This window comes from Streptomyces sp. NPDC055287 (genome assembly GCF_053646035.1).
Genome location: NZ_JBSHNE010000021.1, coordinates 44,148 through 68,765, shown reverse-complemented (window position 1 = coordinate 68,765; position 24,618 = coordinate 44,148). Strand labels below are relative to the sequence as shown.

At 69.4% G+C, this 24,618-nt stretch carries 24 protein-coding genes and 2 pseudogenes; 13 read left to right on the top strand and 13 right to left on the bottom strand.

Features of this window, described 5'->3' with window-relative positions; genetic code table 11:
- The first annotated feature begins 69 nt into the window (after positions 1-69).
- The 3 genes from ACWIHY_RS27165 (at position 70) to ACWIHY_RS27155 (ending at position 2,781) form a co-directional block, all read left to right on the top strand.
- The gene (locus ACWIHY_RS27165) at positions 70-1,077 is read left to right on the top strand and encodes an NADP-dependent oxidoreductase (RefSeq protein ID WP_454378297.1); all 1,008 of its coding nucleotides are present in this window, start codon (positions 70-72) and stop codon (positions 1,075-1,077) included.
- The gene (locus ACWIHY_RS27160) at positions 1,074-1,895 is read left to right on the top strand and encodes an SDR family NAD(P)-dependent oxidoreductase (protein ID WP_454378296.1); all 822 of its coding nucleotides are present in this window, start codon (positions 1,074-1,076) and stop codon (positions 1,893-1,895) included. The genes ACWIHY_RS27165 and ACWIHY_RS27160 overlap by 4 nt, the downstream gene beginning before the upstream one ends.
- A 235-nt stretch (positions 1,896-2,130) precedes the next feature.
- Positions 2,131-2,781 (top strand): DUF7691 family protein, encoded by a 651-nt coding sequence (locus ACWIHY_RS27155; protein ID WP_454378295.1) that lies wholly within the window; start codon positions 2,131-2,133, stop codon positions 2,779-2,781.
- Between the two features lie 73 nt (positions 2,782-2,854).
- Here the strand turns inward: ACWIHY_RS27155 and ACWIHY_RS27150 are convergent, their stop codons facing one another.
- Entirely contained in the window at positions 2,855-4,054 is a 1,200-nt protein-coding gene (locus ACWIHY_RS27150) for a serine hydrolase domain-containing protein (RefSeq protein ID WP_454378294.1), read from the bottom strand.
- Positions 4,055-4,306: 252 nt separating this feature from the next.
- Positions 4,307-4,906, bottom strand: a complete 600-nt coding sequence (locus ACWIHY_RS27145; RefSeq protein WP_454378293.1) for a TetR/AcrR family transcriptional regulator — start codon at positions 4,904-4,906, stop codon at positions 4,307-4,309.
- Between ACWIHY_RS27145 and ACWIHY_RS27140 the strand changes: the two genes are divergently transcribed.
- Positions 4,905-5,600, top strand: a complete 696-nt coding sequence (locus ACWIHY_RS27140; protein WP_454378292.1) for an ergot alkaloid biosynthesis protein — start codon at positions 4,905-4,907, stop codon at positions 5,598-5,600. The two genes, ACWIHY_RS27145 and ACWIHY_RS27140, sit on opposite strands and share 2 nt — an antisense overlap.
- A 174-nt stretch (positions 5,601-5,774) precedes the next feature.
- On the top strand, positions 5,775-6,212 hold the full coding sequence (locus ACWIHY_RS27135) for a hypothetical protein (RefSeq protein ID WP_454378291.1): 438 nt from the start codon (positions 5,775-5,777) through the stop codon (positions 6,210-6,212).
- A 61-nt stretch (positions 6,213-6,273) separates the two neighbouring features.
- Here the strand turns inward: ACWIHY_RS27135 and ppk2 are convergent, their stop codons facing one another.
- Positions 6,274-7,284 (bottom strand): polyphosphate kinase 2, encoded by a 1,011-nt coding sequence (gene ppk2 / locus ACWIHY_RS27130; protein ID WP_454378290.1) that lies wholly within the window; start codon positions 7,282-7,284, stop codon positions 6,274-6,276.
- Between the two features lie 306 nt (positions 7,285-7,590).
- Here ppk2 and ACWIHY_RS27125 point away from each other — a divergent pair, with 306 nt between their 5' ends.
- Positions 7,591-8,349, top strand: a complete 759-nt coding sequence (locus tag ACWIHY_RS27125; protein ID WP_454378289.1) for an IclR family transcriptional regulator — start codon at positions 7,591-7,593, stop codon at positions 8,347-8,349.
- Between the two features lie 99 nt (positions 8,350-8,448).
- Complete coding sequence (locus tag ACWIHY_RS27120) at positions 8,449-9,621, top strand: PP2C family protein-serine/threonine phosphatase (protein ID WP_454378288.1); 1,173 nt, start codon at positions 8,449-8,451, stop codon at positions 9,619-9,621.
- A 358-nt stretch (positions 9,622-9,979) separates the two neighbouring features.
- Here the strand turns inward: ACWIHY_RS27120 and ACWIHY_RS27115 are convergent, their stop codons facing one another.
- Both ACWIHY_RS27115 and ACWIHY_RS27110 read right to left on the bottom strand, forming a co-directional pair.
- Positions 9,980-12,061: a SpoIIE family protein phosphatase gene (locus tag ACWIHY_RS27115; protein WP_454378287.1), complete on the bottom strand. Its 2,082-nt coding sequence runs from the start codon at positions 12,059-12,061 to the stop codon at positions 9,980-9,982.
- 175 nt (positions 12,062-12,236) lie between these two features.
- Positions 12,237-13,097, bottom strand: a complete 861-nt coding sequence (locus tag ACWIHY_RS27110) for an SDR family oxidoreductase (RefSeq protein ID WP_454378286.1) — start codon at positions 13,095-13,097, stop codon at positions 12,237-12,239.
- 89 nt (positions 13,098-13,186) lie between these two features.
- Between ACWIHY_RS27110 and ACWIHY_RS27105 the strand changes: the two genes are divergently transcribed.
- Positions 13,187-13,564 (top strand): winged helix-turn-helix transcriptional regulator, encoded by a 378-nt coding sequence (locus tag ACWIHY_RS27105; protein ID WP_454378285.1) that lies wholly within the window; start codon positions 13,187-13,189, stop codon positions 13,562-13,564.
- Between the two features lie 55 nt (positions 13,565-13,619).
- Here the strand turns inward: ACWIHY_RS27105 and ACWIHY_RS27100 are convergent, their stop codons facing one another.
- The gene (locus tag ACWIHY_RS27100) at positions 13,620-14,795 is read right to left on the bottom strand and encodes a cytochrome P450 family protein (RefSeq protein ID WP_454378284.1); all 1,176 of its coding nucleotides are present in this window, start codon (positions 14,793-14,795) and stop codon (positions 13,620-13,622) included.
- A gap of 453 nt (positions 14,796-15,248) precedes the next feature.
- On the opposite strand from ACWIHY_RS27100, the gene ACWIHY_RS27095 reads away from it, so the two are divergent.
- On the top strand, positions 15,249-17,618 hold the full coding sequence (locus ACWIHY_RS27095) for a collagenase (protein WP_454378283.1): 2,370 nt from the start codon (positions 15,249-15,251) through the stop codon (positions 17,616-17,618).
- Between the two features lie 410 nt (positions 17,619-18,028).
- Here ACWIHY_RS27095 and ACWIHY_RS27090 read toward each other — a convergent pair whose 3' ends face one another.
- Both ACWIHY_RS27090 and ACWIHY_RS27085 read right to left on the bottom strand, forming a co-directional pair.
- The gene (locus ACWIHY_RS27090) at positions 18,029-18,418 is read right to left on the bottom strand and encodes a VOC family protein (RefSeq protein WP_454378282.1); all 390 of its coding nucleotides are present in this window, start codon (positions 18,416-18,418) and stop codon (positions 18,029-18,031) included.
- A 173-nt stretch (positions 18,419-18,591) separates the two neighbouring features.
- Positions 18,592-18,809, bottom strand: a pseudogene (locus ACWIHY_RS27085) (carboxymuconolactone decarboxylase family protein); the annotation flags it as partial.
- Between ACWIHY_RS27085 and ACWIHY_RS27080 the strand changes: the two are divergent.
- Together ACWIHY_RS27080 and ACWIHY_RS27075 are read left to right on the top strand one after the other, a co-directional pair.
- Positions 18,762-19,088 carry a LuxR C-terminal-related transcriptional regulator gene (locus ACWIHY_RS27080; RefSeq protein ID WP_454378281.1) on the top strand — a complete coding sequence of 109 codons (327 nt, stop codon included), beginning with the start codon at positions 18,762-18,764 and terminating at the stop codon, positions 19,086-19,088. The pseudogene ACWIHY_RS27085 and the gene ACWIHY_RS27080 sit on opposite strands and share 48 nt — an antisense overlap.
- An 86-nt stretch (positions 19,089-19,174) precedes the next feature.
- Positions 19,175-20,293, top strand: coding sequence for a M20 family metallopeptidase (locus tag ACWIHY_RS27075; protein ID WP_454378337.1), 1,119 nt, complete (start codon positions 19,175-19,177; stop codon positions 20,291-20,293).
- Positions 20,294-20,531: 238 nt separating this feature from the next.
- On the opposite strand, the gene ACWIHY_RS27070 is transcribed toward ACWIHY_RS27075, so the two are convergent.
- From ACWIHY_RS27070 to ACWIHY_RS27050, 5 genes are all read right to left on the bottom strand, one after another.
- Entirely contained in the window at positions 20,532-21,155 is a 624-nt protein-coding gene (locus ACWIHY_RS27070) for an isochorismatase family protein (RefSeq protein WP_454378280.1), read from the bottom strand.
- A 93-nt stretch (positions 21,156-21,248) separates the two neighbouring features.
- Positions 21,249-22,241, bottom strand: coding sequence for a GlxA family transcriptional regulator (locus ACWIHY_RS27065; RefSeq protein ID WP_454378279.1), 993 nt, complete (start codon positions 22,239-22,241; stop codon positions 21,249-21,251).
- Positions 22,242-22,599: 358 nt separating this feature from the next.
- Positions 22,600-22,962 (bottom strand): hypothetical protein, encoded by a 363-nt coding sequence (locus tag ACWIHY_RS27060; RefSeq protein WP_454378278.1) that lies wholly within the window; start codon positions 22,960-22,962, stop codon positions 22,600-22,602.
- Between the two features lie 230 nt (positions 22,963-23,192).
- Positions 23,193-23,363: a hypothetical protein gene (locus ACWIHY_RS27055; RefSeq protein WP_454378277.1), complete on the bottom strand. Its 171-nt coding sequence runs from the start codon at positions 23,361-23,363 to the stop codon at positions 23,193-23,195.
- Positions 23,364-23,503: 140 nt separating this feature from the next.
- Positions 23,504-23,878 (bottom strand): VOC family protein, encoded by a 375-nt coding sequence (locus ACWIHY_RS27050; protein ID WP_454378336.1) that lies wholly within the window; start codon positions 23,876-23,878, stop codon positions 23,504-23,506.
- 317 nt (positions 23,879-24,195) lie between these two features.
- On the opposite strand from ACWIHY_RS27050, the pseudogene ACWIHY_RS27045 reads away from it, so the two are divergent.
- Both ACWIHY_RS27045 and ACWIHY_RS27040 read left to right on the top strand, forming a co-directional pair.
- Positions 24,196-24,381: pseudogene (locus tag ACWIHY_RS27045) on the top strand (DUF2975 domain-containing protein); the annotation flags it as partial.
- Positions 24,381-24,602 (top strand): helix-turn-helix domain-containing protein, encoded by a 222-nt coding sequence (locus ACWIHY_RS27040; RefSeq protein WP_454378276.1) that lies wholly within the window; start codon positions 24,381-24,383, stop codon positions 24,600-24,602. The pseudogene ACWIHY_RS27045 and the gene ACWIHY_RS27040, both read left to right, overlap by 1 nt.
- The last annotated feature ends 16 nt before the right edge of the window (positions 24,603-24,618 follow it).

The window sequence follows — 24,618 nt, the reverse complement described above, 5'->3', positions numbered from 1 at the left end:
GCACCTCACAGTCGCAGACGTACCTACCAGTCGGTATGGTCGAGGGGTTCATGGACAACAGGAGGCTTCATGTCTGCGACCAACCGCCAGATCCGTTTGGCAGCCCGCCCCGTGGGTGACGTCAAGTCCGAGGACTGGGAACACGTCTCCGCACCCGCCGAGGCACCCGGCCCCGGCCAGTTCGCGGGCAGGACGCGCGTCATATCGCTCGACCCCGCGATGCGCGGCTGGCTCGACGACCGCCCCTCCTATCTCCCGCCCGTCGGGCTCGGCGAGGTGATGCGTGCGGGATCGGTCATCGAGGTGACCGCCTCCAACCACCCCGGCTTCGAGCCCGGCGATCACGTTGTGGGGACGTTCGGAGTCCAGGAGCACGTCGTGTCCGACGGCAGGGGCGCCCTGAAGATCGACACTTCGCTCGCGCCGCCTTCGACCTACCTCGGCGCACTTGGCATGCCCGGCATGACGGCGTACTTCGGCCTGCTGGACGTCGGTGCCCTCAAGGACGGTGAGACCGTGGTCGTCTCCGGCGCGGCGGGTGCGGTCGGCACCATGGTCGGCCAGATCGCGAAGGTGAAGGGCTGCCGCGTCATCGGCATCGCCGGGGGGCCCGAGAAGTGCGCGCTGCTGACCGACGAGCTGGGTTTCGACGCGGCGATCGACTACCGGGCCGACGACGTCAAGCGAGCGCTGCGCGAGCAGACTCCTGACGGCATCGACGTCTACTTCGACAACGTCGGCGGGGACATCCTCGACGCTGCGCTCACCCGGCTGGCCATGCACGCTCGCGTGGTGGTCTGCGGGGCGATCAGCCAGTACAACAACGCGACGCCCGTCAAGGGCCCGTCGAACTACATGTCCCTGCTCGTGCGCCGCGCCCGCATGGAGGGCTTCGTGGTCTTCGACTACGCCAAGCGCTACGCGCAGGCCACACAGGAGATCGCCGGGTGGATCGGCGAGGGCCGGCTCAAGGTCAAGGAGCACGTGGTCAAGGGGACGGTGGACGATTTCCCCGAGACGCTGCACATGCTCTTCCGCGGCGAGAACGTCGGCAAGCTCGTGCTGGAACTGGCATGACCGACGAGGTGACCGGAAGGAAGGCCCCGTCGGCGGGCCGGGCCGCCTCGAGCGCGCACGGCCCGGCACCGCTGTGCGGCAAGGTCGCGATCGTCACGGGCGGTGCCGGCGGGCTGGGCAGGGCCACGGCGCTGGCGCTGGCTGAGGCGGGCGCCGAGGTGGTTGTCGCCGACCTCGACGCGGAGGGCGGCCGGGAAGTGGCCGACACCGTCGGCGGTCACTTCCGGGCGTGCGATGTCTCCGACCTCGATGCGAACCGCGCTCTGGTGGACTTCGTCGTTGAGCGCTGCGGCGGTGTCGACATCGCCTTCCTGAACGCGGGGGTGGCGACGGGCTGCGGCGTCGGCGACGACTTCGACCTGGCGCGGTATCGCCGCGCCATGGGCGCCAACCTTGACGGCGTTGTCTTCGGCACCCACGCGGTCCTGCCGGCGCTGCGGGCACGCGGCGGAGGGGCGATCGTGGCGACCGCGTCCCTGGCCGGCCTGGCCTCGGTGCCGCTCGACGCCCTGTACGGGGCCAACAAGCATGCCGTGGTCGGTCTCGCGCGTTCACTGGGACCGGCGCTCGCGCCCGACGGCATCCGGTTCAACGCGATCTGCCCGGGCTTCGCCGAGTCGCGGATCATCGACCCGCTGCGCGGCATGCTCTCCGAGCAGGGCACGCCGGTTATCCCGGCGGAGGTCGTAGCGGACACGGTGCTGCGCATCGTGACCGGCGACGGTGCCGGGGAATGCTGGCTCGTCCAGGCAGGCCGGGCCCCGGAGCCGTTCCGCTTCCGCAACGTCCCGGCTCCGGGGCGGCCCGCGTACTCCTGAGTCCGCTTCGGACTGCCGGAAGCGCCCCTGCCGCCGCCTGCGGCACGGGAGTCGCACCGGGAAAGGGGCCGGATCCGCGAGGACGCGCGTGATCCGGCCCGGCTGCCCGACAACCGTCGGCAAACGCCCGCTGGAGTGAACCGCGGTCGGGGCGCCGACACAATCGCCCGGCGCCCGCGCTGCACTCCCACCCTCCGACGGCCGGATGTCAGTGCCTCTTGGCACCATTGCGGTCATGAGTCACAACATCGCGTACTCCACCGCCGACCAGGCCGACGTCCTGGCCTACCTGGGCAGTAACGGCAACCTCACGCCGGACCAGCTGCGCTGCCTCGACGGCATACGCAAGGCCGCCCAGGCCCACCAGGACGATCTCGACCGCCAGGGCGTCGACTGGGGGCTGTCCATCCCCGACGCCCTCGATCACCTCATCGCCGGGCGCACCGACTCGGAGGCGGAGTGCGCGGGCAATGCCTACAACTCCGCTGTGCAGCACATCATCGACCGCAACGCCTGCGACCCGTACCACCTTGGCACCTACTCCAAGCCCTCGACGTTCTTCGGCCTGGTGGACGACGAGATGCGCGGCCTCGGCGTGCCCGCCGACCTGCTGCCCCACGGCTACCTCTACGGCGGGCTGCCCCTCGACTTCCCTCACATCCCGCACTCGGTAGACGGCTACCCGGCCATCGGCCACCTGCCGCTGGCCAGGACCAAACCCGCCGCCGACGCCTACCGCGCCGTCCTGGACCGGATGGACCCCGCCTTCCGGTACGACGTCCAGGAACTCATCGTCAAGCTCGACTTCGAGCACGACGAATGGGAGAGCGCAACGAAGAACGTCGACTGGTACACCCAGGACACGCTCTTCTTCACGCTCACCTGACCGGCCGGTGGGGCCACGAGGAGGGCCGCCGGGCCGGCCCGGCGGCCCTCCTCGTCACTGCGGGGACCCCTCCCTAGCGCGGGGGGACCGGACGGTCGTAGACATTGTTGGGGGTCACGACTTCGGTGATCGCCCGGGCGAGAAGCGTGGAGGGCTCCTGGCCCTCGTAAGAAGCGTCGGTGTTGAGCATGAGTACCAAGGTGGCCTTCTGCGAAGGGAGGTAGACCGTCACGCTCTCGTAGCCCGGCAGGGAGCCGTTGTGGCCGATCCATCCGCCGGTCTTCAGGATGCCGAGGCCGTAGCTCGTGCCGGGGAAGCCGGTCGGCAGCAGCTTGAGCCGCTCCCTCTGGGTCTCCGGGCGCAGCAGCGTTCCGGTGGCGACGATCTTGGCCCAGCGGCGCAGGTCGTGCAGGTCCGAGATCATCGCCCCGGCCGACCAGGCCCAACTGGGGTTCCAGTCCGTGGCGTTCGCCCTCTCGCCGCTCAGCGTCTGCTTGGTGTAGCCGCGCGCGTGCGGCTCGGGGAACGCGGGGCTGTCCGGGACCAGCGTGTGGCTCAGGCGGGCAGGGCGGAGCACACGCTGGTGCAAGAAGTCGGCGAACCTGAGGCCGCTGACCTTCTCGATCACCAGCCCGAGCAGGATGAGGTTGCTGTTGGAGTACTGGAACTTCGCGCCCGGCGCGAAGGTGTTGCGGTGCTTGAAGCCGTAAGCGAGCAGCTCCCTCGGGTTGAACGTGCGACTCGGGTCGCCCTCCAGGTCCCGCACGAAGCCCGGGTCGGCGGTGTACGGGAACAGGCCGCTGCGCATCTCGGCCAGATGACGCAGCGTGATCCGCCTACCGTTGGGCACGCCGCCGATGTAGGCGGAGATCGGGTCGTCCAGCCGGATCCGGCGGTCGTCGACAAGCTTGAGCAGCGCGGTGACCGTGAAGGTCTTGGTCTCGCTGCCGATCCGCGTGAAAACGTCGGTGGTCATCGGCCTGCCGGTGGTGGTGTCGGCCACGCCGGTCGCGCGGACGTAGCTCCCCTTGCCCGGCATCCACAGTCCGACGACGACACCGGGGATGCCGGCCTGCCGGCGGACGTGCTCGATGGTCTGGTCCAGATGGGCGGTCAGCCCGGGACCGAGACCGTCGGGCGGGCACTCGTCCGTGTCGTGCCGGCCGGCGCACCCGGCGTGGACGGCCGTAGCTGGAGTCGCTGCCATCGGGGCCAGCACGGACGCCACGAGCAGCCCTGCGGCGAACAGACGGCGGTAGGGGGTACGTCGCATGTCGGGGCGCCTCTTCCGGGTCAGGGGCTCGGACGGCAACATCACCATCCGGACCCTTGGCGGAGGTCCCCGTCCGGTACGGGTTCCGGCGAGTCCACTCGTTCGGAGCCACGCGGGTCACTGATGCGACCCTGGCCCGGGCCTTTGCGGGATTCGAGGGGCGGACGGACCGGGCCAACACCCACCCTGTGGCGAGTGGGGCGAGTGTGCCGGCGAGGCTGATGGTCGACAGGACACCCCCGGGGGCCAAGGTCAGCGAACGTCCGGCGGCGCAGGGGAGTCCAGGACTCTGGCGGTGAAGGCCGCCAGGTGAGCCCGCATCTCATCACGAGTCGTCCGCCGTTGGCCGACGAGGTGTTCGACGAGGTCGGCGCGGGTGGCAGCAAGCAGCGCATGCGCGGTGAAGTCGCTGTCAGTGAGTCCGGGAATCTGCTCCAGTGCGGCCTGGAGTGTGCTGTGCCACCGCTCGTAGTGTTCTGCCGCATAAGGGCTGCCGCCGCCGCTTCCCTCGAGTGCAAGGGCGAGGTGACGGTTGTCGATCTTGAAGCACAGGACGGCGTCGAGGAGGGCGGGTACGCGCTGGAGTGGCGGTGTGGCGGGCCTCAGTGGCGGCGCCCCCTCTTCGGCGGCCAGCCTGATCGGTGCGAGCCGCATCTCGTACAGCGCGTGGATCAGGCCGGTGCGGTCGCCGAAGCCGCGGAAGAGCGTTGCCTTGCCGACGCCGGCTGCTGCCGCGATGTCGGCCATGGTGACCGACTCGGGGCTCTCGCACCGGGCGAAGAGTGAGTCGGCGGCCGCAAGTACAGCGTCCCGATTGCGAGTTGCGTCCGCGCGGGGCTTGCGTTCGGGCATGCGGCTCCTCCTTTACGGGGCCCTCGAAGGCGTGGACCGGGTCTATCTCATCCCGCCGCTCGGCTCTCCGGATCCGGCAGCCGTCATGCTGCCCTTCCTTCAACAGGCCCGCACCGCAGGAGTCCGCCGCGCGGTCCTGCTCAGCTCGTCGGCCATCCCCGCCGGCGGCCCTGCCGTGGGCCAGGTGCATCAGGCCCTGCCCGCTCTGTTCTCCCAGTGGGCGGTCCTGCGGCCCTCGTGGTTCATGCAGAACTTCACCGGCAACCACGCGCACGCCCGAACCATCAGAGCGGACGGGACCATCCGAACGGCAGCGGGCGAGGGCCGCGTCGGATACGTCGACGCCGACGACATCGCCACCGTCGCCGTGCACTCACTGACCGGGCCACGGGCCCCGAACACCGACCTGCTCATCACCGGGCCACAAGCCCTGAGCTATGGAGACATCGCCGCGGTCCTCACCCAGGTCACCGACCGGACCGTCACCCACCGCCAACTGGCCTACGAGCAGATGCGCGACCGCCTGACCGCCGACATGCCCGCCGAGTTCGCCGCGATGCTGGCCGGCATGGACCACGCCATCGCCGAAGGCGCCGAGGACCGCACCACCGACACCGTCCAGCGCCTCACCGGCCGCCCACCGCGCAGCTTCCGTGCTTTCGCAGAACGGGAGATGGACCGAATCGGGAGCTGACACACCCGATTCCTTCGCGTGCCTTTCGCGTGCATGGGCGGCGCAGAGCTGTGGAACAAGGCACCTGGGGCGAACGAGTTCATCGCGCGGCAGGTCAGGCATCGGCCCGGATGCCACCGTCGGGGCGGCCTCAACCCACTGTGACAGCTACTCCCGGCTTAAGGAGACATCGACGTGCCCACCATGACTGGTAAGCGCTGGAAGACCCGTCTGCTGCCCGCCGTCCTCATCGCCGGCTTCGTCGCGTGGATGACCGTGGTGTGTGTGTCCATCGCCGACGAGCCGCCCGAGGGCTCAGCTTCCGCCAAGGGTTTGATGGGCGACGTCGCCCAGGCCGTGCGGGACCAGGACGTCGACCGGCTGCAGAACCTGTTCCGCAAGAACACTGTGGCCGGCGATTACGCCAAGAGCCTTCTGAACCGCATCGAAGAAGCAGAAAGCAGGGACATCGCCCCGGTGCTGCGGGAAAGGGACCAGAAGCCGTTTCTGGTCCTCAAGGGCACGAGCGTGGCCGGCCCCGTCTGCGTTCCCTGGGCAGTCACCCACGAGGACGGCCGCTGGTACCTGGACGGCACACCCCCGCTCACAGCACCTTCCTGCAGTGGCCGATAACGACTTGCCCGGGCGTCCACCGGCCCGGCACGTACCGTGCTCGTAGGGACGCGGCGGGCGCTCAGTCACTCGTACGACGTGCCGCCTTCGCCGCTCGGAAGGCGGTCGCGGGCGGATGCGCCCCCGGCCCGGTGCTGTCGGGGACGAGCGGGGTGGGGGAGAGGCTGACGTTCTCCTCGCCGGGCTCCAGCAAGGTGTCGGCCGCGCCCACGATCAGCGGATCGGGCTTCCCCACCGCCTCGGCATCCTTGCTGGCGTAGTCGACCCGGGACAGCAGGCTGCTCATCGCTTCCAGGCGACCGCGTCGCTTGTCATTGCTCTTGACCACCGTCCACGGCGCGAACGAGGTGTCGGTCGCCCGGAACATGTCGATCTTGGCGGCTGTGTAGTCGTCCCAGCGGTCCAGCGAAGCGACGTCGGTCGGCGAGAGCTTCCACTGCCGCACGGGGTCGACCTGCCTGATGGCGAACCGGGTGCGCTGCTCCGCCCTGGACACCGAGAACCAGAACTTGACCAGCAGGATCCCGTCGTCGACCAGCATCCGCTCGAAGGCCGGGCACTGACGGAGGAACAGCTCGTACTGCTCACGTGTGCAGAAGTCCATGACCCGCTCCACACCGGCCCGGTTGTACCAGGAGCGGTCGAAGAAGACGATCTCGCCTGCCGCGGGCAGATGCGCGGCGTACCGCTGGAAGTACCACTGGGTGGCCTCCCGCTCCGTCGGCTTCTCCAGGGCCACCACCCGGGCGCCACGGGGATTGAGCCGCTCGGTGAAGCGCTGGATCGTGCCGCCCTTGCCCGCCGCGTCCCGGCCCTCGCAGATGACGATCAGTCGCTGCCCGGTCTCCTTGACCCAGCGCTGCAGCTTCAGCATCTCGATCTGGAGCACCCGCTTGCGGCGCTCGTAGTCCCGCCGCCCGACCTTCAGGTCGTACGGATAGTTCTCCTGCCACGTCTTGATCGTCTGCCCGGCCGCGTCGAGCAGCACCGGTTGTTCCGGCCTGCTCTCGTCCACCGTCAGGCCGTCCAGCAGCCCGTCGGCGCCGTCCCTGGTGCCCTCGTCCCGTTCCATCGCGTTACCACCGCCCCGTCATCGCTGAAGGTCACGGCTCCGTGTGCCCCGATCGGGGCCGGTTACGACGGCTCCGCCACATCGGACGCAACGTGTCCCATTCTGTCAGCCTCAGCCTTCATGTGTAGGGGCGCGTGCGCCCGCTGATACCGGCCGGCCGCACCACAGCGTGCTGACGGCGGTCGCATCTGACCATGCGCGCGAACGCCGCTGCTCGGGTGCGGGGCCCGGCGCATGGCGCCTCCGGCCTCGCGGCCCCGGGCAGGAGCTCTTGCCCGGGTGATGCGTCGGGCGCACGCTGGTCCTATGGCTGCGCACGATGGCCCCACGCTCATCACTTCCGTACAGAGAGCCTTCCGCCTGCTCGAAGCGGTGGGCGCGCACGTGAGCGGCGCGCCGGCGAAGCAGTTGGCACGCGAGACGGGCCTGCCTCTGGCCACCACCTATCACCTGCTGCGGACGCTGGCCCACGACGGCTACATAAGGAAGCTCGACGACGGCGGGTTCGTCATCGGGGACCAGCTGGACGTGCTGCAGACCGGAAGCCGGGCGCAAGCATTGCTCAGCCGGATCCGCCCCACACTCGCCGCTCTGCGGGACGAACTGTCGGCCGCCGCATACCTGACCTTCTACGAGGAGGGCGAGATCCGGGTCGCCGAGATCGTCGACGGCCCCCGGGCGCAGCGGGTCGACCTCTGGGTGGGATTCGAGGACGCCGGGCACGCCACCGCGCTGGGAAAGTGCGTGCTGCGCGAGCTGGACGACGAGGCCCGCAACGACTACCTCTCCCGGCACACCCTCGCCGACCTCACGCCCCGCACCATCACCCACCGTTCCGAACTGATCCGGCGACTCGAATCCTCGGCCACCGCCCCGGCCGTCATGGATCTGGAGGAGTACGCCCTCGGTACGGTCTGCCTCGCGGTGCCCGTGTACAGCGGCGACGTGCTCGGTTCGCTCGGTGTCTCGATGCGGGCGGACCGGCTCTCCCGCATCGATGAGGTGCGCGCGCGCCTCGTCCCGACAGCCGGCCGCGTGACCAGGGGCCTTTCGCTCACTATCTGAAATTCCTGTCCTTGTGGCACCCGCGCGGAACCTGTTCTCTGAATGAAAGGGACATTTTGGCGTATTCGCTGACGCGAGGAGAGGGCTGCGGACCACGATATGAGTCGAGCGCGGGACCATGAACGCGGCTGGTGGCCGACACGGCCGATCACGAAGACCCGGACCGGCGCCGCCGCGCAGCTCGCCGCCGGCACGCCCGTACTGATCCTTTCCGTCGTTGTACTCCTCGCCCTCGTCAGCGGAGGCGGGACCTGGCTGCCCCTGCTCGCCGCCGGACCCGCGCTGGCCGCCACCACCAGTCGGCCGGGGGGTGTCCTCTGTGTCGGCCTCCTCGCCGCCGTTGTGGGCGCTCTGCTGGGGGTTCGTTACGGCGTACTGGGTCGCGAGCTGGCCATCGTGCTCTCTGCTCTGGTGGCCGTCACGCTGGCGAGTGGCCTGGCCAGTGGGCTGCGCGTGCGCCGCGAGCGGGTTCTGGCGGCCGTGCGCTCCGTCGCAGAAGCCGCCCAGCACGCCCTCCTGAAGCCCGTTCCCGCGACGGTCGGCGAGTTTCAAGTGGCCGTCCGCTACAGCGCCGCCACGGCGGAAGCCAGGATCGGCGGGGATCTCTACGCGCTCGTGCCGACTCCGTACGGGGTGAGGTTCATCGTCGGCGACGTACGAGGCAAGGGTCTGCCCGCGGTGGGCACCGCCGCTCTGGTGCTGGGCGTCTTCCGGGAGGCGGCCTACGACGAGCCCGACCTGCTCGACGTCGTGGCCAGGATCGAGCGAAGCCTGGCGCGAAATCTGGGCTCCGACGACTTCGTCACCGCCGTGGTCGCCGGGTACCCCGGGGACGGGTGCATGGAGGTGGTCAACTGTGGCCACGCCCCGCCGCTGATGGTCCGCGACTCGCGCGTACTGCCCGTCGAGCCGACCCATCCGGCTCCACCGCTAGGGCTGCGCGCGCTCACCGGCGAAACCCCGAGCCTTCAGATCCTGCCCTTCGCGGACGGTGACCAGTTGCTCCTCTACACCGACGGTGTCACCGAGGCCCGCGACCACGACGGCGAGTTCTACCCCCTGGTCGAGGGTGTGGCGCGGCACATCTCGGATCAGCCGTCCGGCACCCTCGCCGCACTCCACGAGGAGCTGCTGGCGCACGTCGGCGGCCGGCTCCACGACGACGCGGCGCTGCTCCTGCTCCGGAAACCGGCCGCTGTCGGCTCGGCGTCCCCTGCTGCGAGCCGGCCTGCGGCCGACGAGCTGACTTCCTGCCCGGCCGAAGTGCGCTGACGCGGCGGGGTGAGGGCGAGGGGCGAGACGAGGTGTCCGCCAACGGACTCCCACCACCCCAAAGGTTCCCGACCCCGCCTAACGCCCGGCAGCGGCTGATCCGGCGTACTCAGGAGGGCGAACGCGCGCACCGCCAGGCCCACGTCGTCCTTGAGCGGCTGGAGGAGCAGCTGGCCGAGAGGATCGGCCGGGAGACTGCCGACGCCCTGCGGACGGCGCTGGAAGCGCAGTGGGGCCGACCGCCCTCCCCGGGCCCGCAATGAGGCCCGACCGGGCCCCGGCTCGCGCCCGTACATCGTGGCGCCCGTACGTCGTGAGGGCTTGAGCCGACCGCGACCTGTGCCCGCTGGGCCCCGGTTCAGCGCCGGACGCGGGCGATGAGCAGGGCGACGTCGTCGTGGTCGTCCGGATGACGCAGCGCCGCCAGGAGGTGGTCACAGGTGTATTCGAGGGTGCGGTGCGGGCCGTCGAGGAGGACGAGGAGGGCGTCCAGGCGGGTGTCGATGTCCTGGTCACGGGTCTCGACGAGGCCGTCGGTGTAGAGGACCAGCTGGTCGCCGGGGTCCAGATCGACGGCCGTGGTGCGGAAGGGCACGCCACCGACGCCCAGGGGTGCGCCGGTGGGCAGGTCGAGGAGTTCGGGCGGGAGTCCGGGCCGCATGCGGACGGGTGGCAGGTGGCCGGCGGTGGAGATGCGGCACTGCGCGGCGTGGGGATCGTAGAGCGCGTAGGTGCAGGTGGCGAAGTACGGGTCCAGCCCGGCGGTGATCCGGTCCAGGTTGCGGAGGACCTGGGTGGGCTCCAGGCCGAGTCCGGCGAGGGTCTGGGTGGCGGTGCGAAGCCGTCCCATGGTGGTGGCGGCTTTGATGCCGCTGCCCATGACGTCGCCGACGACGAGCGCGGTCTTGTTGTCGGGCAGGGGGAGGATGTCGTACCAGTCGCCACCGACCTCGTCGGCAGCGCCGGCGGGCTGGTAGCGCGAGGCGACTTCCAGGCCGAAGAGCTGCGGCGGTGGGGCGGGCAGGAGGCTGCGCTGGAGAGTGAGGGCGGTGTCCCGCTGCTGCTGGTACCACCGGGCGTTGTCGATGCAGACGGCCGCGCGGGCGGCCAGCTCGGAGGCCAGGGTGGCGTCGTCCTCGGTGAAGGGCTGCGGGTTGCGGGCACGTACGAGGTCGAGGGCGCCGATGACCTCGCCCCGCGCGATCAACGGCACGGCCAGGTAGGAGTGGACGCCGGCCCGGGCCATCAGTGCCGCGGCTCGCGGGTCGCGAGCGATGAGGGACAGATCGGCCTCGTCCACGTGCGGCACCATGACGGGCCGGCTGGTGTTGACGGCACGGGTGACCAGGCGGTCGGCGTCGTAACGGGTTACTTCTCCGGGAGGGTCGGCCGCCGCCGCGGCGGCCTCGGTGGGGTACGCGACGGCAACGGCCAGGGCGCGAAACAGCGCGGGTCCGCCGGCGGGAACGGTGGTCTGGTGGCCCGCCAGTGCGGCGTCGAGAACGTCCACGGCCGCCATGTCGGCCAGTTCGGGCACGGCGACATCCGCCAGCTCGCGGCAGGTCTGCTCCAGATCCAGCGTGGTGCCGATACGTACGGAGGCCTCGGCGACCACCGCCAGCCGGTGCTGGGCCCGGTCGGCATTGAGGGACGCGCGGTGCCGGTCGGTGATGTCCACCGCCGACGTGCCCACGCCCAGCACCTTGCCCCCTCTGTCTTCCAGCCGGTAATAGGAGACGGACCAGGCGTGCTCGGTGCCGGGGTCGGCCTGGGTGCGGCCGACGGTGTACTGGTCGAGCAGCGGGACGCCGACGGCCAGGACCTGCCGCATGGCGGATTCGATGCTGTCGGTGTCCAGGAAGGGCAGCGCCTCTCGCACAGTACGCCCGAGGTGCTCCTCGGCGGGCAGGCCATTGATCCGCTCCAGCGCCGGGTTGACCATCACGTACCGCAGATCGGTGTCCAGAACGGCCAGTCCGATCGGAGACTGGTCCACCAGCCGCACCGACAGGGCCAGGTCCCGCTCCACCCGCTGCAACGTCGCCTGATCGGTGGCCAGCCCCAAGGCGTACGCGTTGCCGCGGTCGTCCAGCAACCGCATGTTGCGGAACTGCAGTACCCGCGTGCCACCGTCCTTGTGCCGTACGGGGAAAACGCCTGCCCAGCCCCCCTCACCCGACATCACCTGGGCGAACAGCCGCAACACGAGATCGACGTGCTCATCCGCCACCAGCAGTTGCGCCGCGAACCGGCCGAGCGCGTCCTCGGCGCTGTAACCCAGCAGTGCCTCTGCCTGCGGGCTCCAGAAAACGATCCGCCCGTCCGCATCCAGCACGACCGCCGCCACACCCAGCACATCCACCAGCCCGCCCGGCGGCGAAGGACTCAGCTCCGCCCGCCCGGCGCGCCCGAGATCGGCCTGGAACCCATGAGTACCCATGGCCAACTGCTCCTTCCGCCCACTGGCGCGGCGGCGACCCCACTCCTTCAGGGGCGACATGGTCTCTTCCATCGTCGCCCCACACCAGTGCCGCTCGCAGCCCTGCGCGGCGGCGCGGCCTGCCGGCTGCGAGGAAGGGCGCCGGGACGGGGGAGCTGGAGACGCGATGGCGAGTTCAGTTCTTGAGGGCCACCGCGATCGCGTCCGCGATCGGCGTTGTCGGACGGCCTATGAGTCGCGCCAGGTCGCCGGTGGTCCTGGCCAGCATTCCGCGCTCCACCGCCGTGTTCACGTCGACGAGAATCGCGGCCAGGGGCGCGGGCACGCCCGCACCGGTCAGGATCGCGAGATGCTGTGCGGCGGGGACGTTCGCGTACGCGATGTCCCGGCCGGACTGCCTGGTGAGTTCGGCGGCGTAGTCGGCGAAGGACCATGCCGTGTCGCCGCTCAGCTCGTATGCCATGCCCTCATGGCCCTCGCCGGTCAGGACGGTGACGGCGGCCGCCGCGTAGTCGGCGCGCGAGGCGGAGGCGACGCGGCCCTCACCCGCCGAGGCGACAACGGACCCGTGCTCCAGGACGGGAGCAAGGTGCTCCGTGTAGTTCTCGTGGTACCAGCCGTTGCGCAGGAGCACGGACGGCAGCCCGGAGCCGAGGATCGCCTGCTCGGTCACCTGGTGCTCCGTTGCCAGGTCGAAGTCGGCGTCGGGACCGCCCAGGACGCTGGTGTACGCCAGGAGTGAGACGCCCGCGCGCTTCGCGGCATCGATCACTGCCCGGTGCTGCGGCACCCGCTGCCCGATCTCACTGCCGGAGACGAGCAGCACACGGTCGCCCGCCGCGAAGGCTCCCTCCAGCGTCTCGGGTGCGCTGTAGTCCGCGATGCGCAGCTCGACCCCGCAGGCGGCGATGTCCGCCGCCTTCTCCTTGTCGCGTACGACAGCGGCGATCTGATCGGCCGGGACCCGCGCCGACAGCAGCCCGTCGATGACGAGGCGGCCAAGCTTTCCGGTGGCTCCGGTGACGACGATGCTCATGGGTGGCTTCTCCTCCAGGGGTGGTTTCCACTAACCCTACGGAGGGTGCTATCGAATCGAAAGTACCCACTTTGAAGTAAGGTACTGACATGAAAGTAAGCAGCTTTGTCGGTGGCGACGACACCATGTGCCCGCATCGGCTCGTCCTCGAGCACGTCACCAGCCGCTGGGGAGTCCTCGTGCTCATCGCGCTGGAGGAGCGTTCGTACCGGTTCAGCGAACTGCGCCGCTCCATCGGCCGGGTCAGCGAGAAGATGCTGACCCAGACCCTGCAGACGCTGGAGCGCGACGGCCTGGTGCACCGGGACGCCAAGCCGGTGATCCCGCCCCGGGTCGACTATTCGCTGACCGGGCTCGGCAGGGAGGCGGCCGTACAAGTGCGGACACTGGCGAACTGGACCGAACAGCGCATGGACGCCGTACTGAAGGCCCGTAAGGCATACGACGAAGCCCGCGAGGCGACCTGAGCGCCAGCGGACGAGACGCCGGGGAGGAGGCCGTCCCCCTACTGAACAGCGCCGGCTACAGCGATACAGGCAGGGCTGTGAGACCACGCATCAGGCGCGTTTGTCGCCATTCCAGGTCTTCGCTCGGGACAGCGAGACGCATCTCGGGGAAGCGGGTGAGGACCGCTCGAAGGGCGATCTCCCCTTCGGCCAGGGCCAGCGGGGCGCCCAGACACCGGTGGATACCGTGGCCGAAAGCCAGGTGGCCCTTCGCGTCTCGCCCGAGGTCGAGTTGTCGCGGCTCCGCGAAGCGGGACGGGTCGTGATTGGCAGCTCCTGGAGCGATCAGCACGGGTACCCCGGCGGGGATTTCAGTCCCGCCGAGCGTGAGAGCTTCTGTGCTGTATCGGAAGGTGGCGATGCCCACAGGGGAGTCGAAGCGCAGCAGCTCATCGAGCGCGGTGACGATCAGCCCGGGTTCCGTCCGCACTCTCGCCCATGAGGCCGGGTGCTGCATGAGGGCCAGAGCTGCGTTGCCGATGAAGTTGGTCGTCGTCTCATGGCCGGCCACCAGCAGCAGCACCGCGAGCGAGACGACCTCGTCTTTGCCGAGCTCGCCCTCTGCGCTTCGTGCGACGAGGTCGTGCAGGAGACTGTCGCCGCATCCGCTGCCTGCTGATGCCACGAGTTTCTTCATGTATCCGGCGAGGGCATGGGAGGCATCGTCGATCCTTCGCGGCGCGCCGGCTGCGAACAGCTCGTTCGACCACTGCGAGATCAGGGGCCGGTCGTTCTCGGGCACCCCAAGCAGCCGGCAGATCACGGCAACCGGAAGCGGCACGGCCAGACCCGCGACGAGGTCCGCCTGTCCGCCTGGCTCCCATTGGTCGAGCAGGCTGTTGACCACCTCGGTGATGTACGGGCGCATACGTGCGACGGGACCGGCGGTGAACGACCTCGCGGCGATGCCCCTGAGCCGCGTGTGCTGTGGGGGATCAGTGGCAAGCATGTTCTGGGATACGGCGGGATGCAGATTTCGCCGTGACGGCTGCCCGGCGAAGAAGCGGGCGGTGTCCTTCGAGAGGCGAGCATCGGCGAACGCCTCACGGGCCTCCGCGTAGCCGGTGACGAGATAGCTGTAGCGCCCCTCGGATCCGGTGGGCACCTTCTGTACGGGAGCCGAGTCCCGCAGCCGCGCACAGGTCTCGTAGGGGTCGCTGGAGAACAGCGGATCCCGTAGGGGACCGCTCATGGTGGTGAGGCTGCGTGCAGCAGACGAGTTGACCTCAGAGTCGCACCCTGTCACATCCACGCCCCTCACTGCTCCTCAAGCCATCCGGGCATCGCGCTTCCCGGCTCCGGGCCCACACCGGCTCTGCGCCACGCCTCAGGCTACGCCGAGACGAGAGTGCCGGGCGCCGCCGAATCCGCTGCGGCCCGAGGGCGGTTGGGGCGATGGTGAACCGCAGGCGGCCCAGTGCCGAGCCCTGCGAGCCACGCCCCCACATGCCATGACAGGGGTTCTCAACTGAGCTCCGTACCGGGCCGGATGAGCCAATCCGGCCGCGACTCTTGTCAGTGCAATGTCACATTACTATGTTACGCGGCACACCGCAGTCGTGCCCGGCCCTCAATCCCCTTACGCAACAGGGCACTTCGCGGCTCCCGCACCGCTGTCGCACCCCCCTCCGACAGGAGTCCACTGGTGTCCCAGCTCAGATCCCTGCGTCGGCCTCTGCTTGCAGCAGCCGTCGCCGTCGCACTGCTCGCGCCTCTGGGGCAAGTAGCCCGGACCGAGCAGTCCGGCCAGCAGCCACCCGTCACCCTCGCTGCCCGTTCCGGCCCCCTCTCGCCGGGCATGGCGTCGTCCGCCGATGACGCGAGGCCAGGGCCCGTCGGCGAGAACCCGCACGAGGAGGTCGACCGTCTCGCCCGGGCCCCCAGGTTCACCCCGGCCCCCGCACCGCCGCCGGGGGGATCTCCCCAGGGCCGGACACCCGGCCGGCAGAGTCCTCCTGCCGCCGCCCGTCACGACGCCGGCGCAGCCGGAGTGCCCTGCACTCTCGACGGGATCACCGGCCTCGCGCCCGAGCGGTTCGCGGACTTCCTCGCCGACGAAGCGGTCACTGCGGACGGCTGTCTCGCCGGCCTCATCTGGAGGTGGGACGCCCGGCTGACTCCCGTCATGTCCGACGCCCACGTCCAGGCTGTGAGCCGGCGCGTCTCCGCACGGTCCGCCGCCCACGACGGCCGCAACTCCACCCACCTGCTGGAGATGCTGACCTACCTCCACGCCGTGGCGTACCACGACTTCTCGCGCACCGAGATCGACGTCACCGACATCCCGACCACTGAGGCCATGCGGCGCGCTCTCAACGCCTTCGGCACCGCCGCCCGCACCTTCGATGTCACCAGGACCAACGCCGAGAGTCTGCGCGAGACCCTCTACGCGGGCAGCGCCCCGGGCCTGCGTCACAGTCAGCTGGGCCTGATCAAAAAGGTCCTGGCCACCATGGACAAGTACCACAAGGGCCAGTACGACAACGCCTCCTGGGGTGGCGCCGCACTGGCCGCCCTCTCCGTGAACTACCTCGGCATCTACCCCGGCAACAGGGACTCGGCCTTCCACAACGTGGTCACGCAGAACGCCTCGTACCGCGCCGCTTTCCGGGCCTTCGTGAACCACACCCACCTCAAGGGCACGGTCAACGAGTGGGTCGTCCGCGATGCGCTGAGCGAGTACGGCCGCTTCGGACAGATCGCCGAACTCACCGCGCGGACCGTACCCGACCTCGGCGCCCTACTGCCTGTCGCCGAAGGCAACTTCGGTGCCGGCCGCGCGCCCTGGGCTTCGCTGGTGTCCTGGCTCAACTTCTACGGGGCGTGCGCGTCGTACGGCGTCTGCAAGGCGGACATCGAGCGTCGGATCTTTCCGTACACGTACACGTATGACGGCGGAGCCATCAAGGTCCGCACCGGGCTCGACCGTGCCACCGTCGACCAGCTGTACTACGCGAGCAAGCAGGTCAAGGCGCACTTCCACCGCGTACTCGGCTCGTTGGAGCCGCTGGCCGGCGACACCAACTCCTCGCTCAACATCGTTCTCTACGCCTCCCGGGCCGACTACGAGAACTACCACCCCATCCTCACCGGGATGGGCACCGCGAACGGTGGTGTCTACATCGAGCGAGGCGCGACGTTCTACACGTATCAGCGCAGGGTGCCGCAGGACTCCTCGCTCACGCTCGAAGAGCTGTTCCGCCACGAGTACGTCCACTACCTCAACGGCCGTTGGGCGGTACCCGGTTACTTCGGCGAGGGGCCCTGGTACAGCGGTGACCGCACCACGGCCATGGACGAGGGCACCGCGGAGTTCTTCGACGGCGCCACCCGCGACGACGGCATTGCCGTACGCAAGTCCCTGGTTCGCGGCATCATCAACGACACGGCGGGTGGCGGTCCACGGATGAGCGTGGACCAGCTGCTGCATGCCACGTACGACGGGGACGGCTTCCGCTTCTACAACTACGCCGGGACGTTCTTCGAGTACCTGTGGACCGAGCGGCCCGCGTTGCTGAGGGAGATGTACCGCCACCTGCGCGCGGACGACACACAGGCCTTCGACGCCTGGCGAGCGCGGATGGGTGGCGACGCGGGGCTCCAGCGAGCGTACGACGGCTTCCTGGACACACACATCGCCAAGGTGGACGAGCTGTTCGTACCCAACACCACCTACACGCCCAACGCACAGCTCAGGGACGACTCAGTGGCCGCTGTCCGCGCTTCCTTGCGGTCCGCGACGGCCGCGAACCCCGACTGCGTCGAGAGCGGCGAACCGGGCAAGCGGCGCTTCGCATGCACCGGCCGGATCACCGCCCGCCTCTCGGACGCGGCAGACGCGAGCCGGGTATTCAAGGACATGTCCGAGACGGTCGACCACTTCATTCTCGACCGAGCCGGTGCCGCCTCGAACAATCTCACCGACATGAACTGTTCCTTCGGTGAGGTGCATATCTGGCCCGACAACCGTGCGGGTACGTCTTCGTATGCGTGCGAAGGCCCCCTGCGCAGCTGACTCCACGGCGGTCGGGGCGGCGTGACGGCTGTCCCGACCGCCATGCGACGCGGGTGCCCTGCTCGGTCAGCCCCAGGGCTGCCTGCTCGGCATCGGTTCGGTGAACAGCCGCGCCCAAGGAATGGCCCTCACCTCCGCTGCCACCGTCCGACGGCAGCCACTCGACACGCCCACGCCCGGCGCAAGGCCGTTCGCCGCCCTCGGCCCCGTACTCGACCAGGCGCGATCATTCCCCGCTGCGAACTGGATGCCACGCATGCACACCGGACCGACGGCGCTGACCGTTTCCGGCCGATCCCAGGCGAGCGGGCAGTCGTGATCGACTCTGAACAGCCTCCACTCCTCTTCCAATCCCAGGCTCGGGCCTCGATTGCGGCGGAAGTAGGTCTGGCGTGGTGTGCGGCCTCCGATCAGGGGCGGCGGCCCGCAAGGACGCAGAACTCGTTCCCCTCCGGGTCGGCAAGCGTGACCCAGCTTTCATCGCCCGTTTGGCCGACGTCGGCGTGTCGAGCACCCAGGTCGAGCAGGCGACGGACCTCTTCGTCTTGGTCCCTGTCGGTTGGGTTGACGTCGAGGTGGAGCCTGTTCTTGCCGGTCTTGCCCTCGGGCACGCGCGCGAATGTCAACGTCGGTGGCACTGGGCCAAGGTGGTCCTTGCCTTGAGGAACCATAGGGGAGCCAATGGTGACAATGACGTCGTCTTCGTCCTGTACCTCGTAGTCAAGGACCGAGCACCAGAACCGGGCGAGACCGTGGGGATCGGCGCAGTCGATCGCAAGCTCGGTGAACTTACTGGTCATGTCAGGACCTCCCAGTCAAGTGGCGACTCCGCCAAAGGTCATACGCCAATCGCAGTGTTCGACGGCGAGGTAAGCCGCGCCTGGTGTGCGTTCGTCGAGGGCCTGTTGGGGTCGCAAGGCATTGTAGGTGTGGCGGAGCAGCGGGTCGTCGCCCGTTCGGCCTCGACAAGGACGTCGGGGTGACGGTGGCGGCGAGGCGCAGCCTCGTCCGTGACGCCACCGGCCGCGTCGGCGGTGCGGGCCCCTGCTCCGCCGGCTCCAGGGCAGCGCGCTCGGCATCGGTGAATACCTTGGCCTCCCGCCAGGCCGCGATCAGGTTGAGGCGCACCGAGGTCTCACCTGCGTGCGCGGCCTCCTTGGTGTGCGTGTCGGTGCAGAAGCCGCAGCCGTTTCGCCGTCCGTGATCCATCAGCTGATCACGGCCGTGACGGTGGAGTCGGACGCCGACGAGCGGCGACGGGTGGCCCGCGAGCGGCTGGCGGTCGTCGGTGACCGGGTGCGGGAGGTCGCCTTGGCGGTCAGCAGGGGTCTGACCAACGCCGAGGCCGCCGAGAAGCTCTTCATCGGTGTGACAACGGTGAAGATCCACGTCTCCAGCATCCTGACCAAGCTCGGTCTCGACAACCGGGTGCAGTTCGCTCTCCTGATTCACGACGTGGACGACCGCTGACGCGCGCGGAGTACCGCGTCGCCTTCGATGCCCCGGTAGGTAGCTCCATCCCGTGACGGGTCACCAAGTACCCTTGCCACGTGACGATGCACGAGACCGTCGATCCCAGTGTTGACGCGATGATCGAGGACCTCAGGACACTCGTTGAGATCGAGTCTCCCTCGCGCGATTTCGACGCTTTGACGACATCGGCCAAAGCTGTCGCCGCTGTCATCGAGAGCCGTCTCGGCGGGCAGGCCGTCCTCGTTGAGAGCGAAGCGGGGCCGCACGTCCACTGGTCGGCCGGTGGCGATCTCAAAGTTCTGATCCTCGGTCACCATGACACGGTGTTTCCGCTCGGCACCCTTGAACGCCGCCCGTTCATGGTCGAAGACGGGCATGCAACCGGCCCCGGGGTCTTTGACATGCTTGGCGGTTTGGTCCAGGCCGTTCACGGCCTGGCAACACTCGATGACCGGTCGGGCGTCGAGATCCTGGTGACGGCCGACGAAGAGGTCGGCTCCCGATCCTCTCGCGCTCTCATCGAAGAACGAGCCATTGCCTGCGGCGCCGTACTTGTGCTCGAGGGCGCGGCTGATGGCGGAGCTCTGAAGACCGGCCGTAAAGGCTGCGGTACGTTCCAGGTCACTGTCGCGGGCCGGGCGTCGCACGCGGGCCTCGAGCCCGCAGCCGGGGTCAACGCGCTGATCGAGGCATCACACCAGGTACTGGACATTGCAGCGCTTGGCCGGCCCGACATCGGCACGACTGTTACCCCGACCGTCGCGTCCGCGGGAACGCTGGACAACGTCGTTCCCGCAGAGGCGACCGTCATCGTCGATGTCCGCGTCGAGTCGGCCGACGAGAAAGAACGGGTCGAATCCGCCTTCGCGGCACTGGCTCCGCACCTCAAGGGGGCGGAGGTCGCGGTTCAGGGAGCTGTCGGCCGGCCCCCGATGCCCGAGTCGGCCTCGGCCGAACTCTTCGCGGTGGCAGAGCAGTTGCTTCCGGGCCTCGAAGGCAAGGCAGTCGGTGGCGGAAGTGACGGCAACTTCACCGCCGCACTGGGGGTGCCGACACTCGATGGTCTCGGGGCAGTCGGGGGCGGCGCCCACGCCGACCACGAGTACCTGGTGATCGGGGCCATGGTAGAGCGGGCGAACCTTGTTGCCGGCCTGGTGAACGCCATTCGGGATACGGCGTTGCGGGCCGGGTCCGGCGGTTAGGGCCTGTCCGGCGGATCATCTGAGGCCTCGCTTCCGCGCCGGCGCACGCCACCAGCCGCCCGGGGGCCGGCGTGGCTTCCTCTGGCCACTGCCAACCGCAGCCCTGCCATGGCCGAGCTCGTCCATGGCCGACAGTTGGCCGGACGCTCGTACGGGGCTCGAGTCGCGCGGTGGTGTCGACTGGCGCTGGATGCGCGGCAGTGCGTGGTGTCCCTGCCGCGCATCGCCGGCTCTGGATTCAGGCGGGGAGGGTGTCGACGGTGGGGACTACTGTGCCGAACAGGTCGGTGATGGTGGTCAGGGCGGCGGCTTGGAGGGTGGCGGCGGGCAGGACGGTGCCGTCGGGGGTGGTGAGGGCGCGCGTAGCGGTGGCCTCGGCGACGACGGTGGGGCGGTAGCCGAGGTTGAAGGCGCCCTGGGAGGTGTAGTTGACGCACATGTGCGTCATGAAGCCGGCCAGCACAAGGTCCTTGCCGCTACCGGATTCGACGCCCAAGCCGGACAGTATCTTCTCCAGTTCGGTGGCGTGGAAGGAGTTGGGGAAGTGCTTGACCACGACCGCCTCGCCGTCCGCCGGGGCGACTTCGTCGCTGATGGCGCCGATGTGGGCATGGATGTCGTAGGGGGTGTTCTCGCCGCCGTCGTTGATGATGTGGATGACCGGGGTGCCTGCGGCTCGGGCGCGTTCCAGCAGGCGGGCTCCGGCTGCGAGGGCTTCCCCGGCTCCTTCGAGTGCCATGACGCCCGTGCGATAGGTGTTCTGGAAGTCGATCATGATCAGGACTGAGTCGCTCAGCTTGGGCGGCCGGTTGTCCAGGCCGATGACGTCGCGCAGGGTCGTGGAGGGCTGGTGCATGCTCATGGGTGTGCCTCTCATGGCGTGGTGGAGTGACGCATGGCAAAGCTGTCCGCCTTGCCTGCGGTACTGGCAGGGGATGCCGGTGGTGGGAGGGGCTCAGGTGGTATGGGTGCGGAAGCGGCGGCGGTAGGCAGCCGGGGTGGTGGCGAGCTGCCGCTTGAACACCCGGTGCAGGGTCTCCGCCGAGCCGAGTCCGGCCGCAGCTGCGACCTGGCCGAGCGGGCAGTCGGAGGTCTCGAGGAGGCGCCGGGCCACCTCGACCCGTGCGGCTTCCACGTAGGCGGCGGGGCTGGCGCCGGTCTCCTGTCTGAAGACGCGGGCGAAATGCCGCTCGCTGAGGCACATCCGGGTGGCAAGGGACTCCGCCGACAGGTCCTCGTCGAGGTGTTCGGCGATCCAAAGCCGCAGCTCGTCGATGTCGCGGCGAGCGGTGGCGGGCCGGCTGAGCGGCACGGAGAACTGACTCTGCCCGCCCTGCCGCTTGAGGTACATGACCAGCTGCCGGGCCACCGCCAGTGCGACGTCCTCGCCCAGGTCCTCGGCCACCAGGGCGAGGGCGAGATCCAGGCAGGCGCTGATCCCGGCTCCTGTCCACAGTCGGCCGCGGTCGGTGCGTACGAAGATCGGGTCCGGGTCGACCGTGACGGCCGGGTGGTCGGCGGCGAGCTGGGCGGCGGTCGACCAGTGAGTTGTCGCGGTCTTCCCGTCCAGCAGCCCGGCCGCTGCCAGCACGTGCGCACCCACGCACACGGACGCCACCCGCCGGGCCCGCGGGGCGGTCTCCTTCACCCAGGCCACGACATCGGCGTCGATGCGGGCGGTGGGGCCGTCGTCGGTCATGTCGACCGCGCCGGGCACCAGTAGGGTGTCCACCTGCCCGCCGACCTCGTCAAAGCTCAGATCGGCCAACAACCGCACACCCGCCGACGTCCGCACCGCGCCGGCGACCGGCCCGGCAAGGCGGACCTGGTAGTCGACGCGGCCTGCGGTCTCCCGGTTGGCCAGGGCGAAGACCTCGGCCGGGCCGGTGACGTCGAGGAGGTCGACATCGGGGAAGACCGCGATGACGACACGATGCGAACTGGGCATGAACCCATCCTCACGGCCACCGCACATGGCCGCAATGACGATTCTCTGTCACATCCGGACATGCAGCCGGAGTGACCGGAACCACAGGACGCACCGACGACCTTCCCCTCGCGCCCGGGCCGCGTCGGCGACGCGGCGAGGTGACCGGCCACCACCGACCACCGAGTGGCAACATGCCTGCCTGCTGGACGCCGGCGCGTCCTGTGACGGAGTACGGCGAATGGTCTGCCCTGGCCGGCCACAATCGGCTTCCCAGCGCCGACGGCGAGATCGTCGACCAGGCACTCGTAGTCCAAGCGATCGCGACCGGCCGGCCGGTTCGGCTCGTCATCCACGACACGGGCCTGGTTGTGCGGCTCTACAGATCCGACCAGGCGTGCGGCTCCAGGTAAGCGTGCTCGCCCCGGAAAAACCAGTCCGCCAGGTCTGTCAACCGCTCCATGCATGCGACGTAGTGGTCGTCCGGCTGCGGCCTGGGGAAATTCGAATGGGACGTCCAGGAGGGAACGTCGGTGGCTACGTGGTAATAGCCCTCTGCGAGCCATCGAGGGAGCTGCTCTGATTCCTGCAGGCGTTCGCACACCGTGCGCATGGCTCTCTCCAGCCTGGAGAAGCCGTCCCGGTCCCATACCAGTTCAGTGCGCAGTCCCAGCAAGAAGCTGCCGGGCTCGGAACGGAATTCGTGCTCCAGGGTCTTCAACGCTTGGTCCATGGTGAGCATGCTGGCAGGCTGACCGCTGATGCACGAGGGGCGGCCGGCGGCATTTCTATGGTCTCCAGCCAAGTCTTGTCCTGCGGGCGGAAGCAGCTTGTTCCTCCCCTCTCGTCGCTGACCGTAGGGCGCTCCCACTCTGCGTCCCTCAGATCGCTGTGACGCGTCCTGCACCGCCCGACGACGATCATGCTGCCGTGGGTGAGTCGGCGGCGGAGCCGAAGGCGCAGCACCGTGCGCTACTGGGCGAGGGTGAGCAGTACGCGGCCGCGGCCACCGGCGTCGGCGCGTTCGTGGGCTTGGGCGATCTCGTCCAACGGGTAGCGGTCGACGACGTAGACGGTGCGGGCGCCGACGGCCGCTGCGGTGGTGAGGTCGCGGGCGGCCTCTTGGCTCACGCGCTCTTGCATGACACCCAAGCTGCCTCTGGCGCGGGCGCCACGTCCCGAGAGTCGGGCGCACCTGCCGTCCATGGACGTGGGGCGGCAGGCGCTTCGGCAGGCGCGGTCACACCGGCGGCCCCTGATCAGGTGTGGTGCCGGGGCTGGGTCTACGAAGGTGCCTGGAGGACGGACAGCACATTGCCGGCCGGGTCCGCGAACCACGCGATCAGAGGGCCCCCGCCCCGGAAGATACCTTTCTCGTCCGTCGGCAGATGGTCGTAGCGCAGAAAGGTAACTCCCTGGCTTGCGAGCCCGTCGGCGGCTGCCTCGATGTCGTCGACAGGGAAGTTGAGCACCGTGTACGTGGCCGGCGTGTGGTCGTCCTTGGGGTAGATCAGGATGTCCCGATCACCCGCAATATGCAGCGTGAGCAGGCCGTTCTCCTCCGAGACCTTGATGCCGAGAGTCTCACCGTAGAACGCCTTGGCCGCCTCGATGTCGTCCACCGAGAAGCCGCTGAACGCCTTCGTCGTACCGAACATGATCGCCTCCTGGGTGCGGTCGTCACTCATCCGGGCCGTCGGGCCGTTCGGGCCCGACGGCCCTCTGGCGGTAGGGGCCCGTCCGGGGCCGTCACTGGTAAGGACCGGGCCGGAGTCGCGAACTCATCGCTCCCCGCGTTGCCCGGCCCCCGTCCGGCTTCCATTCTGGTCACAGAAGTTGTCCGGGCGCCGGGTATGAGGTTCGGCGGCCCGAGGGTGGCCGCCCCTGCGGCGCCGCGAGCTGTCGGCCTCGTCTCCGGCGCCCCCCTCGACGGGGCAGGCTGTTCACGGGGTCGAGGCGGGGGCGACTTGCGACCAGCGCTGCGCTTGCGCCGCGGGCCGTGCTCGTGGTGCTGGGGGTCGTCCTGCTGATGTGCGGGGCTGTCGTGGCCATCCTGGGGGTCGCGCTCATCGTGCTCGTCCTGCGGATGCTGCTCGCTCAGGCCGTCGCGCGCGACGTCGAGGCGGCGCAGATGCAGGCCGAGTTGGAAGAGGTCATCTGATGCCGATCGCCGTGGACATCGATGTGATGCTCGCCAAACGGAAGATGTCCGTGGGCGAGCTCGCGGACCGCGTCGGGATCACGCCCGCCAACCTGGCGGTGCTCAAGAACGGCCGTGCCAAGGAGGTGCGCTTCGCGGCGCTCGCCGCGCTCTGCGAGGTGCTCGAGTGCCAGCCGGGAGACCTGCTGCGCTGGGAGGCCGAGGTCGCCGCGGACGGGTGACGCATCAGGCCTCGCC

What these genes read in the sequence shown, in the direction of transcription:
- ACWIHY_RS27065 (WP_454378279.1), bottom strand. Translation starts at nt 22,241, where the DNA reads ATGCCCAGTTCGCATCGTGTCGTCATCGCGGTCTTCCCCGATGTCGAC.
- ACWIHY_RS27040 (WP_454378276.1), top strand. Translation starts at nt 24,381, where the DNA reads ATGCCGATCGCCGTGGACATCGATGTGATGCTCGCCAAACGGAAGATG.
- ACWIHY_RS27120 (WP_454378288.1), top strand. Translation starts at nt 8,449, where the DNA reads ATGAGTCGAGCGCGGGACCATGAACGCGGCTGGTGGCCGACACGGCCG.
- ACWIHY_RS27155 (WP_454378295.1), top strand. Translation starts at nt 2,131, where the DNA reads ATGAGTCACAACATCGCGTACTCCACCGCCGACCAGGCCGACGTCCTG.
- ACWIHY_RS27115 (WP_454378287.1), bottom strand. Translation starts at nt 12,061, where the DNA reads ATGGGTACTCATGGGTTCCAGGCCGATCTCGGGCGCGCCGGGCGGGCG.
- ACWIHY_RS27140 (WP_454378292.1), top strand. Translation starts at nt 4,905, where the DNA reads ATGCGGCTCCTCCTTTACGGGGCCCTCGAAGGCGTGGACCGGGTCTAT.
- ACWIHY_RS27165 (WP_454378297.1), top strand. Translation starts at nt 70, where the DNA reads ATGTCTGCGACCAACCGCCAGATCCGTTTGGCAGCCCGCCCCGTGGGT.
- ACWIHY_RS27050 (WP_454378336.1), bottom strand. Translation starts at nt 23,878, where the DNA reads ATGTTCGGTACGACGAAGGCGTTCAGCGGCTTCTCGGTGGACGACATC.
- ACWIHY_RS27070 (WP_454378280.1), bottom strand. Translation starts at nt 21,155, where the DNA reads ATGAGCATGCACCAGCCCTCCACGACCCTGCGCGACGTCATCGGCCTG.
- ACWIHY_RS27055 (WP_454378277.1), bottom strand. Translation starts at nt 23,363, where the DNA reads ATGCAAGAGCGCGTGAGCCAAGAGGCCGCCCGCGACCTCACCACCGCA.
- ACWIHY_RS27105 (WP_454378285.1), top strand. Translation starts at nt 13,187, where the DNA reads ATGAAAGTAAGCAGCTTTGTCGGTGGCGACGACACCATGTGCCCGCAT.
- ACWIHY_RS27125 (WP_454378289.1), top strand. Translation starts at nt 7,591, where the DNA reads ATGGCTGCGCACGATGGCCCCACGCTCATCACTTCCGTACAGAGAGCC.
- ppk2 (WP_454378290.1), bottom strand. Translation starts at nt 7,284, where the DNA reads ATGGAACGGGACGAGGGCACCAGGGACGGCGCCGACGGGCTGCTGGAC.
- ACWIHY_RS27075 (WP_454378337.1), top strand. Translation starts at nt 19,175, where the DNA reads ATGCACGAGACCGTCGATCCCAGTGTTGACGCGATGATCGAGGACCTC.
- ACWIHY_RS27060 (WP_454378278.1), bottom strand. Translation starts at nt 22,962, where the DNA reads ATGCTCACCATGGACCAAGCGTTGAAGACCCTGGAGCACGAATTCCGT.
- ACWIHY_RS27110 (WP_454378286.1), bottom strand. Translation starts at nt 13,097, where the DNA reads ATGAGCATCGTCGTCACCGGAGCCACCGGAAAGCTTGGCCGCCTCGTC.
- ACWIHY_RS27145 (WP_454378293.1), bottom strand. Translation starts at nt 4,906, where the DNA reads ATGCCCGAACGCAAGCCCCGCGCGGACGCAACTCGCAATCGGGACGCT.
- ACWIHY_RS27150 (WP_454378294.1), bottom strand. Translation starts at nt 4,054, where the DNA reads ATGCGACGTACCCCCTACCGCCGTCTGTTCGCCGCAGGGCTGCTCGTG.
- ACWIHY_RS27100 (WP_454378284.1), bottom strand. Translation starts at nt 14,795, where the DNA reads ATGAGCGGTCCCCTACGGGATCCGCTGTTCTCCAGCGACCCCTACGAG.
- ACWIHY_RS27090 (WP_454378282.1), bottom strand. Translation starts at nt 18,418, where the DNA reads ATGACCAGTAAGTTCACCGAGCTTGCGATCGACTGCGCCGATCCCCAC.
- ACWIHY_RS27160 (WP_454378296.1), top strand. Translation starts at nt 1,074, where the DNA reads ATGACCGACGAGGTGACCGGAAGGAAGGCCCCGTCGGCGGGCCGGGCC.